This window comes from Parapedobacter brassicae, from assembly GCF_051400755.1.
Classification (GTDB): domain Bacteria; phylum Bacteroidota; class Bacteroidia; order Sphingobacteriales; family Sphingobacteriaceae; genus Parapedobacter.
On sequence record NZ_JBLFFL010000001.1, the window covers coordinates 127016 to 141838 of the forward strand.

The window sequence follows — 14823 nt, forward strand, 5'->3', positions numbered from 1 at the left end:
TTGCATCATGAAGCTCCAGACCCTCGATATCCTCATCATCGCTGTATACTTGATCACCATGATCATATTGGGCATATTGCTGAAAAAGCGCGCCCAACGTGACAAGGAATCGTATCTCCTTGGCGGCAAAAAATTGCCTTGGTACCTATTGGGTATGTCCAATGCATCGGATATGTTTGACATCTCCGGCACGATGTGGATGGTTACCCTGGCCTTCGTATATGGGATGAAAAGTATCTGGATACCGTGGCTTTGGCCGGTCTTCAACCAGATTTTCCTCATGATGTATTTATCCGTATGGTTGCGGCGGAGCAATGTCACCACAGGTGCCGAATGGTTGGGCACCCGTTTCGGTACCACGGGGCGCGGGGTATTGGCCTCCCACACCATTGTGGTGATATTTGCGTTAATCAGCTGTTTTGGCTTCCTTGCGTATGGCTTCGTCGGTCTGGGCAAATTCGTCGAGATATTCATCCCCTGGAGCGCTGTCGAATCCTATGTGCCGTTTACGGTAGCACCCCGATATGTCCCGCATGTTTATGGCGTGGTATTCAGCCTGCTCACCATGTTCTATGCCATCTTGGGGGGTATGACCAGCATCGTCATCGGCGATGTTATCAAATACATCATCATGTCCACGGCAGCCATCGTCGTGGCCGTCATCGCCACTCAGCATTTGGCCGTCAAGCCACTCCATGTTCCGGAGGGCTGGTTTACGCCGTTTTTTGGTTTGACATTAGATGACCTGAACTGGACGGGTATCATCGATGAGGTGAATGAGAAGGTCGCGAGCGATGGGTTCGGCTTATTTTCGGTCTTTTTCATGATGATGTTGTTCAAGGGCATCTTTGCGAGCCTCGCCGGCCCGGCCCCGAATTATGATATGCAGAAAATACTGTCGACCAAGTCGCCCAAAGACGCTGCAAAGATGAGTGGTCTGGTATCGGTGGTCCTTTTGCCCATCCGATATGCTATGGTCATCGGCTTCGCCGTGCTGGGTCTTTTATATTATGAACAATTGGAGCTTGATTCGGCATACGGTGTTGACTTCGAAAAGATACTCCCTTCGGCCATCCTGCAATTCGTTCCCGCAGGCCTGATGGGACTGCTATTGGCTGGACTGATGGCTGCTTTCATGGGCACATTCGCCGGTACGTTGAATGCCGCGCAAGCCTACTTTACCAACGATATTTTCCTCAAGTATGTCAAGCCTGATGCATCCAACAAAACCATCCGAAATGTCAATTATACCTCCGGAATCCTAATTGCCGCAATAGGCATTGTCATCGGGTTTTTCACCCAGGACGTAAACAGCATCTTGCAATGGATCGTATCGGCGCTGTATGGTGGCTATATCGCAGCCAATTTGCTGAAATGGCATTGGTGGCGGTTCAATGCCGCTGGCTTTTTCTGGGGTATGCTGGCCGGGATCGTGCCGGCATTGATATTTCCCCTGGTATTCGATTTTCTGGATCTTTACTACTTCCCATTGTTGTTTATATTATCATTAGCTGGATGCATCATCGGCTCGCTCGCTACTCCGCCTACCGATATGGAGATCCTTAAGGGGTTTTACCGCACGGTGAGGCCCTGGGGATTTTGGCAGCCTGTACACCGGTTGGTCGTGGCTGAAAATCCCGCATTCCTGCCGAATAAAAACTTGGGCAGGGATTTATTCAACGTTGCACTGGGCATCATCGGACAGCTCTGCCTGACCATCTTGCCCATGTACATCGTGCTGATGATGAAAACCGAACTATGGGTTACCGTATCACTGTTGGGGGTGATCGTCATCGTCCTAAAACAAACATGGTGGAATAAACTTGAAGATTAATTCATTCAATAACATTAAGATTGTGTCACTGTCAATAACTGATTTCGAAGCGAAAAGAGTCGCCTTAAAAGCGCGGCATGAGGCCCTGCTTACCCGTAAGAATGAACCAATATGGCCAGACAATGGGATTTTCACCCGGTTCAACCATCCGGTGCTCACCGCTGCCCACGCACCGCTGGAATGGCAGTACGATTTTAATCGGCACAGCAATCCATTCCTGATGCAGCGCATGGGCATCAACGCGACCTTCAATGCCGGTGCCATCAAATGGCAGGGGCGTTACCTGCTGATGGTCCGGGTAGAAGCCACCGACCGAAAGTCGTTCTTTGCCGTCGCGGAAAGTCCAAATGGCATCGACAATTTCCGGTTCAGGAAATATCCGGTGAGCATCCCGCAAACCGCTGACCCGGATACCAATGTGTACGACATCCGGCTTACTGCCCATGAAGACGGCTGGGTGTATGGACTCTTCTGTACCGAGCGTCGCGATCGCACCGCTCCAGAAGCTGATCAATCCGCCGCCATCGCCCAATGCGGCATCATCCGTACACGCGATATGGAACATTGGGAGCGCCTCCCCGACCTGAAGACCCATTCGCCTCAACAGCGTAACGTCGTGCTTCATCCGGAATTTGTCAATGGCAAATATGCCCTATATACACGTCCGCAGGACGGCTTCATCGAAGCAGGAACGGGAGGCGGCATCGCCTTGGCCCTGGCAGACAGCATGGAACATGCCATCGTCGATAACGAGCACATCATCGATGCCAAAAAATACCACACGGTCTATGAAGCCAAGAATGGCCAGGGCCCCACGCCCATTAAAACAGCGATGGGATGGCTGCACTTGGCACACGGCGTGCGACATACCGCCGCCGGTCTACGGTACGTGCTCTATATGTTTATGACCGATTTGAATGACCTGACCAACATCACCCATAAACCGGCCGGTTATTTCCTGGCCCCCGAGGGCGAGGAGCGCATCGGCGATGTATCCAACGTGGTGTTCTGCAACGGCTGGATCGTCGATGACGATGGCAAAGTATACATCTACTATGCATCGTCGGATACGCGGCTGCATGTCGCATTGAGTTCGATAGACCAACTGATAGACTATGTGTTGCAAACGCCCGAAGATGGCTTCTATTCGGCTACTTCGGTCGAAAACATCAAAAAACTAACCAACCAGAATGAACACATTGGATAGTCAGCGTACGCGGCACTCCTGGGTAGCCGCTGGATTCGAAACCGAGCTGTGCCGCATTCTGGACTATTGGGCGGATGTGGTTTATGATCACGCCAGTGGTCGCTTCCATCCCAAGGTAGACAATGAAAACCGGACTGATGACGGCGTCCCCTCCGGTGCGGTCATGTACGCTCGTATATTATGGGCGTTCTCGGCCGGTTATCGTCATGCACCCACACCCCAATACATGGAAATGGCGGATGCCGCATACCGTTATATCCGGCAGCACTTTGTTGATCCGCAATATGGCGGCGTGTATTGGTCGGTACAGGCAGATGGAAGCCCGGCGGATAGCCGCAAACAGATCTACGCAATTGCCTTCACCATATATGGCCTGACCGAATATTATAAAGTCCGGGCGGATGAGGGGATACTGGTGCTTGCCAAGCAACTTTACACCTGCATCGAGCGGTACAGTGCTGATCGCAAAAACGGCGGGTACATCGAGGCGTTAGCCAGCGATTGGACCCCGACCGATCAACTCAAGCTGAGCGAAAAGGACGATAACGAAAAGAAAACGCTCAACACGCACTTGCACATCTTGGAAGCGTATACCAATTTGTATAAGGTATGGCCAGACCCCTCATTGAAGGAGCGTATTGCGGCCCTGCTGGAGCTTTTCGAACGCCGCTTTGTGGATCGCCACGATCATTTGACGTTATTCTTTGACGAACATTGGCAGGTCAAGTCGCCCCTTCAATCGTTTGGCCATGACATCGAAGCCTCTTGGTTGATCTGCGAAGCCGCGAGCACCATTCACCACGGACAAGTGCCCGACGCCATACGGGACTTGGCCCTGCGGCTCGCCCAGGCCTGCACGGAGTGGGTCGATGAATCCGGCGCCCTGTGTTATGAGCTCGATCCCATCGCTAACCGGCTGATCGAGGAGAAGCATTGGTGGGTCCAGGCGGAGGCGGTGGTTGGCTTCTACCATGCCAGCCTGCTGTCCGGTGATAGCCGCTATGCCGAGCGCGCCTCGGACATTTGGCAATACATTATCGATTATATCGTAGACCGCGAAAACGGAGAATGGTTTTGGGGACGGGATGGAAGCGGCGAGATCATGCCAGAAGACAAAGCGGGGTTCTGGAAATGCCCCTATCATAATAGTCGGTGTTGTTTGGAGATGATGCGACTGACCAGTTGACGGTCATGATGCGTATCGTATTCAATACCGCATTGGCCAATATTTTTGCTATATTAAACCAGTATAAAATCGCAGTTAATCAATTGTAAATTTAATATTATAACTATGAGGTCCGTATTCTACAAAAAAAGCAAGGACAGGGCGTTACATTCTGCAATGGGATGTTTAGCCTTATATCTCATCGTTGTTTCGAGTGTGCCAAACGTGTATGGCCATTACTCGTCGACGATCGGGATCAATCAAGGCGCGATGCAAACGCGCATCACAGGGTCGGTTACCGATGCATCGGGAATACCATTAGCCGGGGTAACCGTCAAAGAGCAGGGCACCACGTCGGCGACCACGACCGACGAGCAGGGGCAATACAGTTTGGCACTAACGACGGCCAATGCTGTGGTGACCTTTTCTTTTATTGGGTTCGTCACCCAGGAAGTCACCGTCAATAATCAGTCGGTCATTAACGTGACGCTGGAAGATGATGTAAACACCTTGGAAGAACTGGTGGTCATCGGCTATGGCACGCAGAAGAAGAAGCTGATCACCGGTGCGACCATACAGGTGAAGGGTGAAGACCTGCAAAAATTGAGCACCTCAAGCGTCTTGGGAGCACTACAGAGCCAGTCACCCGGCGTGCAGATTACCCAAAGTTCCGGCATGCCCGGCCAAGGATTCAAAGTGACCGTACGGGGTATCGGAACCATCGGCAACTCTTCTCCGCTGTACGTGATTGACGGGGTAGCTGGAGGAGACATCAATATGCTCAACCCTTCGGACATCGAATCGGTCGACATTTTAAAGGACGCGGCATCGGCAGCAATTTATGGTGCCCGCGCCGCCAATGGCGTGGTATTGGTCACCACCAAGCAGGGCAAGGTCGGCAAACTGACGCTGAGCTACGACACGTACCTGGGCATGCAGAATGCCTACAAAATGCCCTCGCTTCTGACCGCGAAGGAATACATGGCCATTCAAGACGAGCGCCGGTTCAACGAGGGCCTAGCCCCCTACGATTGGGCTACCTTAATTCCCAACCAGTATGAACAGGCAATGGCCGGCACATGGAACGGCACAAACTGGCTACGCGAAATCCACAACGACGATGCCATCACCCAAAACCACGCGGTCAACCTAATGGGTGGGGGTGAGCAATCCCGATTCTCGCTTGGTTATTCCTTAGCCATACAAGACGGAATTTTCGGAAAACCCGTGTCCCCCAATTCAGAACGCCACACCGTGCGGCTCAACTCTGAGCACATTATTCTCAAAAATGATGATTTCGATGTCATCAAATTTGGCGAAAATGTCACCTATGCGTACAACACAACGGCGGGCATTGGCATTGGTAACATCTATTGGAACGACATCCATAACATGTTGGTGGGCAACCCGCTTCTCCCTGTGTACAACGCCGACGGCGGGTACTACGATCACGCCAGCAAAGTGGCCGACGGATGGGCGTTCGATGGTGCGACTGCTAACCCAATTGCTGACATGCATTATCGGCGGGGACTCAATCGAAGCAAGAACCATACGTTGATGACCAACGCTTACTTAGAAATTCAGCCGATCGAGAACCTAAAGTTCAGGAGTAATTTTGGATACCGCCTCCAAGCAAACGCTTATCGATCATATACGCCAGCCTTCCAGTTATCCACCACTTCGCAAAATGCAGTGGACGACATCTCTCAGAATCAAGGACAGGGCTACAACTGGATTTTGGAGAACACGATTGCCTACCAATGGGCGCTGGATAACTCCCATAATTTTGACGCTGTAATTGGTCAATCGGTAGAGCGATGGGGTCTGGGAGAAGATTTGAGCGCCACTACCGCCAACTCCTCATTTCCAGGGAGCTGGCAAAATGCCTGGGTGATCAACGGACAGGGATATGATGGATTCACCCCCACGGTAGGCGGTCAGCACTGGCCGGATGGGGTATTGGCTTCCTTCTTCGGTCGGGTTAACTATAATTACAAGGAAACCTACATGGCTTCCCTCATTATGCGGGCGGATGGTTCATCCAATTTCGCCAGGGGTAACCGTTGGGGTTATTTCCCATCGGCGGCTGCCGGTTGGGTGCTGACCAATGAATCTTTCATGCAATCATCTTCAGACTGGCTGAATTTCTTCAAGATCCGGGCGAGCTGGGGCCAGAATGGCAACTCCAGTATCGACCCCTTCCAATACCTGGCTACTATCGCTATCACCAGACAAAGTGGCTATTATTTCGGCAATAATAAAAATACGCTGGTCAATGGCGCCTATCCCGATGTACTGCCCAACCCCGACATCTCCTGGGAAACCTCCGAACAGTTGAACATCGGCTTTGACTCGCGGTTCGTCAACGACCGGCTGGGGGTGGTATTCGATTGGTACCGGAAGAGTACGATCGACTGGCTTGTTCAGGCGCCTGTGTTGGCCATATATGGCACCAATGCCCCCTTTATCAACGGGGGGGATATCGAAAACAAAGGTGTTGAACTGGGATTGAATTGGAACGAAACCATCGGCGACTTCCGCTATGGCATCAGTCTCAATGGTGCCTATAACCAGAATGAGGTGAAACGCATCGAAAACGACGAAGGCATTATTCATGGCGCTGATAATGTGCTGAGCCAGGGCACCACCGAGATGTACCGGGCGCAGGTAGGGTATCCCGTAGGATACTTCTTCGGATACAAAACCGATGGCATTTTCCAAAACGCCGAGCAGATCACAGACTACCGCGCCAGGGGACTAGGCGTATTAGCTACGGCCCAGCCAGGTGACGTCATTTTTACCGATACCAACGGCGATGGTACCATTACCACCGACGACCGGGTAATGATCGGCAATCCGCATCCGGACTTTACCGGCGGCATGAGCCTCAATTTTGGGTATAAAGGCTTAGACCTATCCGTCACGGCCACCGGTGCTTTCGGGCACCAGATTGCCAAATCTTACCGCTCGTTTGCAGACAGCCCGCTGCAAAACTATACCACCGAGGTGTTCGAACGCTGGCACGGAGAAGGAACATCCAACCGATACCCGCGGCTTACCAGCGGTAGCCATACCAACAGTCAGTACGTCTCGGATATTTACATTGAAAATGGCGACTTTGTAAAAATCCAAAATGTGACATTGGGGTATGACTTCAAATCCCTGCTTCCGAAAATGCCGTTTGGCCAGGCACGCTTGTACTTGACCGCTCAGAACCTGTACACCTTTACCGGCTACTCCGGCATGGACCCGGAAATCGGCTACGGTTATGATCAAAGCTGGGTATCGGGAATTGACCTGGGTTTTTATCCCAGTCCGCGGACATTCCTGCTTGGACTGAATCTTAAATTTTAATACGCATAACGATGAAAAAGCTACTCTATATAATTGCTTTTAGCCTGACCTTAACCGGTTGCGAAAGCTTTTTGGATACCGAAAGTTACGATAAGAAGAATACGGGGAACTTCCCACTTACCTTGGCGGATGCTGAATCAATGTTGACGGGAATTTATTCTTCGTTCAGCAGTGCCATATCCAATCCGCAAAACACGCATTTCTACATGGCAGAATTAGCGTCAGATGATCGTTTTGGAGGGGGAGGCGAAAATGACAAAGATATGCAGGGAATCGACCACCTGATGAACACCCAACCCAGCCGGTTTGAAACCTACTGGACGGCACGTTATCAGGGGATTTACCGGGCAAATACCGCTATTGGGACCTTGGATCAGGTAACAGGCTGGCAAAGTGATGCCCAGCGGAATCAATTCCTCGGAGAGGTTCATTTCCTGCGGGCGCTATTTTACTTCGAGCTGTCCCAAATGTTCGGCGAAGTGCCCTTGGTCATTCAGACGGAAGCCGAAAATAAACCAAAAGCACCAGCCGATAGTACCTACGCCCAAATTGCGTACGACTTGCAACAGGCCATTTCGCTCATGCCCAGTCAGCCCTATACCAGCGTAGCCTCCGGCCACGCCACCAAATGGGCCGCCCAAGCGTTAGCCGCACGGGTATTCCTGTTCTATACCGGATATTACGATAAAACAGCGCTCCCCGTTGCAAACGACGGCGGCGAGATCACTAAGGCTCAAGTGATCGCCTGGTTGGAAGAGTGCATCGGCAATAGCGGACACGATCTGGTATCGGATTTCAGAAACCTTTGGCCATATACCAATGAATATACCGCTGAGGACTACGATTATGTATCGGAAAATGGCTTGCAGTGGGAAGGTGATGGCAACAAAGAAACGGTCTTTGCGATAAAGTTCGGAACGTTGGTCGACTGGGGCGATCAATATATGCTGGGTTACGCCAATCAATACAACTTGCATTTTGGCCTACGCTCCAATAATGGACAGGCCGGCACGTTCCCCTTTGGTCAGGGTTGGGGCGCAGGTCCGGTGAATACCACCCTGTGGAACCAATGGCGGCAGGCTGAACCCACTGATATCCGGCGGACCGGATCCATCATTAACGTCGAAACTGATCTGGAAAATTACATTTATGGTGCCGATAATCAGATGGAAGAGACCGGATTCTGGCAAAAGAAATATGTGCCCGTAACCGCCTATAGCGAAGGAAACCTCCTTCCTTCATATGCGATCTTGAAAGATGCGGCGCCTACGGACTACCAACTTGCCCATACCCAGGACCTGGTGCTGATCCGCTTTGCCGATGTGCTGCTCATGCAATCTGAATTGAAGGAAGACAATGTCGGACTGAATCGGGTACGGGCCCGCGCTAAGCTGCCGGCAGTTCCTTATTCGCTGGATGCCCTCAAACGGGAGCGCCGATGGGAACTGGCATTTGAAGGCCTGCGCTATTTCGACCTGATGCGCTGGCATGATGCGGCGGATGCGCTGGCTGCCCAAGAAGGTGTCGCCATCAAAAATAAAAGTGTCGATACCCAAATGCGTGCCTTTGGGGGTGGATACCGGGCAAGGTTTGAAGCTACTGGTGGCTTCTGGCCGATCCCGCAGTCGCAGATAGCCCTGTCCGATGGCGTATTGACACAAAATGCAGGATGGGGAACGGTCGCAGACGAATTTCCAGGATGGTAATACTTAAATGAGAAAAATCATGAAACGAATCATATTTTTTATCGTTGCCGCACTCGGCGCGATGTACATGGGTTGCGAACCGATTGAAGACCGCCTCGATATGGGCGGAGCCATCACCGCTGACCAATTGGAGATTACGGCAACGCCCGTCATCGTCGATGGCAAAAACTCAAACAAGGTAGTACTGGACAATAAAAGTCCGGTATTATCCTCGTGGGATTACGGCGTGGGCGTGACCCAAAAGAAGACCGATACGGTGTTGCTGGTGTCGGAAGGTGACAACGAAATCCTATTCACCGGCCTCAATCCGGATGGCACGAAAATTACCAAAACGCTGACCGTCAACGTAGACGAGCTGACTTTTGAGGTACCGTTGGAATGGGGCTTCCTCACCGGGGGTAGCGAACGGGAATGGGTTTGGGATGATACCCAACCGGCAGTGTGGGGCAATGGAGGCTATATGGGTAATGTCGCGCCTGCATGGTGGGCACTCCCCGTAGCCGATATTGATGGGCAGGCGCCGGGAGAAGGCGCAGGAGCCAAAATGGTCTTCTCGTTGCGGGGCGCCCAGTTGACGAAAATCATGTCAACCGGTGAAACGGAAACCGGAACGTTTTCATTTGACATGACGAAAATAACCACCTTAGATGACGGATCGGTGTGGGCGAAAGGAAAACTCACGACCAGGGGGGTGACGGTATTGTGCGGCAAATCACCTAATGAAGGTAATGCCCCCGTCTACGAATATGATATCCTCATCTTGGATGATGGCCGGATGGCGCTGAGCTATGCTGCCGCGGGTGTTGCCGCCTGGGGAGAAGCTTGGTTCTGGATGTTCCGAGCCGCAAACTAGCTCTTCAATTATTATCGGACCTTAGCCGTCTGGAAATCGCGATTATTTTCGTTTTCCAGACGGCTTTTTTTAACTTCGATACCATGAAGGATTTTCCGAATCGCTTCCAGCTTGCACTTGCCCTGCTAATAGCAGGCATGATTTGCAGCTGCTCACCACGCATCCATCCGATAGCAGCGCACGGACCGCTTTCGGTGGCGGATGGGCGCATTGTCAACCAGCATGGTGTTCCCCCGCAATTACGCGGGATCAGCTTCTCCTGGAGTGTGTGGGGCGGCAAGAAGTACTATAATGAGCAAGTGGTCGATTGGCTGGTGGATGATTTCAAGGTCTCACTCGTTCGCCTGTCGATGGCCGTGGAGCCCGACAGCGGATACTTGCAACAACCCGATGAACAGGCGGCACTCGTCCAGCGGGTAGCCGACCGCGCCATAAAACGGGGAATTTATGTCATCATTGACTGGCACGACCATAACGCTGATAAGAACAGGGATGCGGCTAAGGCTTTTTTTGCAGAAATGGCGCGCCGGTATGCCGGTACCCCTAATATCATCTATGAGATATGGAACGAGCCTGAGCGTCAATCCTGGCCGGTCATCAAGGCGTATGCGCTGGATGTCATACGGGAGATCCGAAAGCATGATCCCGACAACTTGATTGTTATGGGCAGTCCCCATTGGGACCAGGATGTAGACATCGCCGCCGCTGACCCTATCCCGGGCTATGGCAACATTGCCTACGCCTTCCACTTCTACGCCAGCGACCCCCATCATCAGGACAGTCTCCGGCGCAAGGCGGAAGTGGCCTTAGCACGGGGGCTCCCCTTGTTTGTGACCGAATGGGGGGTGGGCGAATCCAATGGCGACGGTGTATTCGACGGCGAAAAAACCAAGCAGTGGATGGCTTGGATGGAAGAACGGCAGCTAAGCTGGGCAAACTGGAATATGACCGATAAAGCGGAGACCACCGCGCTGCTTCGTCCCGGCGCACCGACTTCGGGTAGTTGGTCGCCAGATCACCTGACAGCGGCAGGACAGTATATCCGCGATCAGCTCCGGCAACGCAACACTCCGTAAAAGTCCCTATCTTTGCCATATGCAACACACAGGCAAAAGGCATATCTTTTTTGATCTGGACCATACCATCTGGGATTTCGAAAAGAACGCGGAAGAAACGCTGATGGAGCTGTTCGATACCTACCAGTTCAATGGACTGGGTATCCCGTCGGCCGCGTTGTTCATTGAAACGTACAACCGCAATAATCACCGCCTGTGGGCGCAGTACCACAATGGTCACATTACGAAAACCCAGCTCCGGGAAGCACGTTTCGCCGATACGTTCGTCGAATTAGGTTTAGACCCGACGTTATTTCCAAGCGCTTTTGAAACCGATTACCTTCGGCTCTGCCCACAGAAGACCAACCTTTTTCCGCATGCGCATGAAACACTTGGATACCTACAGGAAAAATACACCTTGCACCTGATCTCAAACGGCTTCAGCGATGCCGCGGAAATCAAGGTGACGAAGTGCGACCTGAAGAAATATTTCTCCACGGTGGTGATTTCGGAGATCGTGGGGGTCCATAAACCCCATCCAAAGATCTTTCACTATGCCGTCAGCAATGCCAACACGCGGATCAGTGAAAGTGTCATGATTGGGGATAGTCTTGAAGCGGATATACGGGGTGCACAAAATGTCGGGATGGACGCCATTTATTTCAATCCCAACAATACCGAAGTACCGCCGGATGTCAGGCAAAGCATCGCCGCGCTGGAAGAACTTCAGGCACTTTTCTAGAATTGCGGTTCCTCGCCGCCCAAATCGTTGTTTTCTTCCCGTTTGCGCCGCTCTTCCCGGTCCTCGAAATCCTGGCGGCCAAACCGGTAGTTGAATGACACCATAAACATCCGGCGCATAAAGCGGTTTTCAAAGTACCGGTAAAATTCATTCGTTTGGGTATACCCACCCCAACGGCGCTGGTTAAGCAGGTCCCGCACGTTGAACATGATGCTTCCCTTCTTACTCAGCACATCCCAGCGCACGCCCGCATCGATGACAAACTGCTCAATACCCCTACCCTGCGCCATGACCTCTGGCGCTTGGTATTCGGCGCGCGCCTGAGCAGACAGCCAAGGTTTGATCCGGTAATTTGCCGTCAGGTTGGCGTTCCAGTTGAACCCATCCGCCGGAGCGATATTATGCTCCTCGCTGCCGTAAAACTTGCTGTAATACAGGTTGGCATTCACCATGGCATCTATATTTTTCCCAAACTTGATGGACGATATCAGTTCCAGTCCGGAGGCTTCATTCCGGCTGATATTATCCCATTGCGAGAATGTCACCCCATCCTGTCCCGCTGCTTCGGTAATGATGGGCTGTACCACATCATTCACCCGGCGGTAGTAAGCAGATGATGTCAAGGTGATCTGCTCCCAGAATTTTGCATAGCCCAGTTCAAATGAATGGATATCTTCCGGCAACAGGTTGGGGTTGCCCTGACTGATATTCATCGGATCGGATACATCCACAAATGGGTTGACCTGCCATCCCCTCGGTCGGCTTACCCGCCGGGTATAACTCGCTTGCAGTTGGTTTTTATCCCCGAACTCCTGGGTCAGGAAGATACTGGGATATACCCTGAAATAATCCAATTTACCCACCGCATTTCGGTCTTCAGCGGGGATCTCCGGATCAAAAGAAATGTATTCCGTATTCAAATAGGCCTGTTCGGCCCGCAGCCCCACCTGGAATCCCAAGGTCTCTGTGAGCTTTTGCTGATAGTTGGCGTAGAGCGCATGCACGATATCCTTCATGTTGAAATCGTTGGTCAGGTCATAATCCGGCACCAGCATATCCTGCTCCACCTCGAAATATTCGGAGCGCTGGCCTTCGTCAGACCGTCGTATGGATGTGCTGTATCCGGCCTCGAATTTGTGCTCCTCACTCATTGGAAGCACATAATCTACCTGCACCCGGAAGCGCCTGCCGTCCTCTGTTGTATTGTTGATCCGCCTGTCCAGCGGCATATCCGGATCGGTAAAGGTCTGGTCAAACCGATTCACTCCCTCTTCGGTCTCACGGCCAAAGTCAACATCTGCCGTCAGCAATTCGTTCTCCCTGGCAAAACGATGTTCAAAGTCCAGATCCAGATCGAAGCCGAGATCATCCTCTTCCTGGCGGGATGTGCGGTCACTGGTGCCCGTCAGCTGCGGATGATTGAAGTATAAATAAGCCATATCCTCATTTCGGCTGTTGCCCCGGAGGCTGAGGTCCCCCGATAGTCCGATCACGGTCTTATCCGTGATGTAATAGTCCGTACCCAGCTGTATGCTGTGATTGAGCCCGAGCCGATTACTTCCATTGCGGTTTTCGGTGAGGCTGTTATTGGAAAACTGCTGGGTGCTGTTGAAGCCATTGCCCACACCGTTTCGCCTGTTGAATTGGTATCCCCCGTAATAATTAAACTTGTCGCCCCTGAAATTGAGGTTCACCCCAGCGTTGTAATTATCATACGAACCCGCAGAAGCGTTAACGGTACCGTTCAATCCGATCCGGGCCTCTTTCTTCAATACGATGTTGATAATGCCCGATTGCCCCTCGGCATCGAATTTGGAAGAGGGATTAGTGATGACCTCCACCCGTTCAATCAGGTTTGCTGGCACGGACTGGAGCAATTGGGCGACATCCCCACCGCCCAGCGAGGACTCCCGTCCATTGATCAGTACCCGTACACTGTTCGATCCCCTCAGGCTCACACCGCCATCCATATCCACTTGCAGGGATGGCACGTTCGCCAGCAGATCAGATGCGTTACCCCCCACGCTAATGGTGCTCTGTGCCACGTTGAAAATCTTCCGGTCTATACCCAATTCCATCGCCGGAGGGGTGCCTTCTACCACCACTTCCTCCAATAATTCACCGGAAGATTTGATCAAAATACTGCCTAAATTGATATCCCTCCCCGATTCGACGACAATGTTTTCTTTCAAATAGTCTTCGTATCCCACATAAGTGATCCGCAAGGCATATACCCCGGGAGCCACGTCGGTGAATAGGATTTTACCGTCATCCACGGTCTGCATTCCCTTGACATAGGCTTTCGATGTTTGCGTCAGCAATGCCGCACTGGCAAACCCCACCGGCTCTTTTGAGGCCTCATCAATGACGATAGCCGATACAGCAACGTTCCGCTCTTGCGAAACCGCGCTCAGCGGCAATGCCAATACCGTCAATAAGTATAGATACCCGATCCTTATTTTGTAACCAACATTCATCAATTTGCCCTCAATTAAAGCGTATCTGATTATTTGGCCGCAAAGATTGTGCTTTTATTGCATTTGTCGGCAGATGGTAACCGCATTATTACAGCTTGGGGGCCGCATCGGTCACATTGTTACCATTGACAGCATGTGGGACTATTCGATGCTGACGGTCAATCCTTCGGATTTGAGTATCTTGCGATAGACGTCCACTTCGGAATAGGTACCTTCCAATACGGTACACTTGCCCTCGGTATGTACTTTCCATGCTATTTTCTCCGCTTGTGCCGCAGTGTATTGCAAGTGTTTGATCAAACAATTGATCACATGTTCAAAGGTATTGGTTTCGTCATTCCACAGGATGAGCCGATGGGCAGCAGTAATAGCCGCCAATACCTCGTCAAGTGTGTAGGTTTCTTCTTCCGTCTCGACCGTCATGAACGCA

Annotated in this window: 10 protein-coding genes; 8 read left to right on the forward strand and 2 right to left on the reverse strand. The window is 51.8% G+C overall.

The features are described from left to right. Positions 1-7 precede the first annotated feature (7 nt). The 8 genes from ACMGDE_RS00600 (at position 8) to ACMGDE_RS00635 (ending at position 11916) form a co-directional block, all read left to right on the forward strand. Complete coding sequence (locus ACMGDE_RS00600; RefSeq protein WP_436830801.1) at positions 8-1834, forward strand: sodium:solute symporter family protein; 1827 nt, start codon at positions 8-10, stop codon at positions 1832-1834. Between the two features lie 22 nt (positions 1835-1856). Then, positions 1857-3041 carry a glycoside hydrolase family 130 protein gene (locus ACMGDE_RS00605; protein WP_436830802.1) on the forward strand — a complete coding sequence of 395 codons (1185 nt, stop codon included), beginning with the start codon at positions 1857-1859 and terminating at the stop codon, positions 3039-3041. Continuing rightward, positions 3025-4227: an AGE family epimerase/isomerase gene (locus tag ACMGDE_RS00610; RefSeq protein WP_436830803.1), complete on the forward strand. Its 1203-nt coding sequence runs from the start codon at positions 3025-3027 to the stop codon at positions 4225-4227. Before ACMGDE_RS00605 ends, ACMGDE_RS00610 begins: the two co-directional genes overlap by 17 nt. 105 nt (positions 4228-4332) lie before the next feature. Next, on the forward strand, positions 4333-7560 hold the full coding sequence (locus ACMGDE_RS00615; RefSeq protein WP_436830804.1) for a SusC/RagA family TonB-linked outer membrane protein: 3228 nt from the start codon (positions 4333-4335) through the stop codon (positions 7558-7560). An 11-nt stretch (positions 7561-7571) separates the two neighbouring features. Next, positions 7572-9266, forward strand: a complete 1695-nt coding sequence (locus ACMGDE_RS00620) for a RagB/SusD family nutrient uptake outer membrane protein (protein WP_436830805.1) — start codon at positions 7572-7574, stop codon at positions 9264-9266. Between the two features lie 19 nt (positions 9267-9285). Next, the gene (locus ACMGDE_RS00625) at positions 9286-10119 is read left to right on the forward strand and encodes a hypothetical protein (RefSeq protein WP_436830806.1); all 834 of its coding nucleotides are present in this window, start codon (positions 9286-9288) and stop codon (positions 10117-10119) included. An 83-nt stretch (positions 10120-10202) separates the two neighbouring features. Then, positions 10203-11195, forward strand: a complete 993-nt coding sequence (locus tag ACMGDE_RS00630; RefSeq protein WP_436830807.1) for a glycoside hydrolase family 5 protein — start codon at positions 10203-10205, stop codon at positions 11193-11195. 19 nt (positions 11196-11214) lie between these two features. Then, positions 11215-11916, forward strand: coding sequence for a YjjG family noncanonical pyrimidine nucleotidase (locus ACMGDE_RS00635; protein WP_436830808.1), 702 nt, complete (start codon positions 11215-11217; stop codon positions 11914-11916). On the opposite strand, the gene ACMGDE_RS00640 is transcribed toward ACMGDE_RS00635, so the two are convergent. Both ACMGDE_RS00640 and ACMGDE_RS00645 read right to left on the reverse strand, forming a co-directional pair. Continuing rightward, positions 11913-14393, reverse strand: a complete 2481-nt coding sequence (locus ACMGDE_RS00640) for a TonB-dependent receptor (RefSeq protein ID WP_436830809.1) — start codon at positions 14391-14393, stop codon at positions 11913-11915. The genes ACMGDE_RS00635 and ACMGDE_RS00640 overlap by 4 nt on opposite strands. 141 nt (positions 14394-14534) lie before the next feature. Beyond that, positions 14535-14816, reverse strand: coding sequence for an ATP-dependent Clp protease adaptor ClpS (locus tag ACMGDE_RS00645; RefSeq protein ID WP_436830810.1), 282 nt, complete (start codon positions 14814-14816; stop codon positions 14535-14537). Positions 14817-14823: the final 7 nt, after the last annotated feature.

What these genes read in the sequence shown, in the direction of transcription:
- ACMGDE_RS00600 (WP_436830801.1), top strand. Translation starts at nt 8, where the DNA reads ATGAAGCTCCAGACCCTCGATATCCTCATCATCGCTGTATACTTGATC.
- ACMGDE_RS00610 (WP_436830803.1), top strand. Translation starts at nt 3,025, where the DNA reads ATGAACACATTGGATAGTCAGCGTACGCGGCACTCCTGGGTAGCCGCT.
- ACMGDE_RS00615 (WP_436830804.1), top strand. Translation starts at nt 4,333, where the DNA reads ATGAGGTCCGTATTCTACAAAAAAAGCAAGGACAGGGCGTTACATTCT.
- ACMGDE_RS00620 (WP_436830805.1), top strand. Translation starts at nt 7,572, where the DNA reads ATGAAAAAGCTACTCTATATAATTGCTTTTAGCCTGACCTTAACCGGT.
- ACMGDE_RS00625 (WP_436830806.1), top strand. Translation starts at nt 9,286, where the DNA reads ATGAAACGAATCATATTTTTTATCGTTGCCGCACTCGGCGCGATGTAC.
- ACMGDE_RS00630 (WP_436830807.1), top strand. Translation starts at nt 10,203, where the DNA reads ATGAAGGATTTTCCGAATCGCTTCCAGCTTGCACTTGCCCTGCTAATA.
- ACMGDE_RS00635 (WP_436830808.1), top strand. Translation starts at nt 11,215, where the DNA reads ATGCAACACACAGGCAAAAGGCATATCTTTTTTGATCTGGACCATACC.
- ACMGDE_RS00640 (WP_436830809.1), bottom strand. Translation starts at nt 14,393, where the DNA reads ATGAATGTTGGTTACAAAATAAGGATCGGGTATCTATACTTATTGACG.
- ACMGDE_RS00645 (WP_436830810.1), bottom strand. Translation starts at nt 14,816, where the DNA reads ATGACGGTCGAGACGGAAGAAGAAACCTACACACTTGACGAGGTATTG.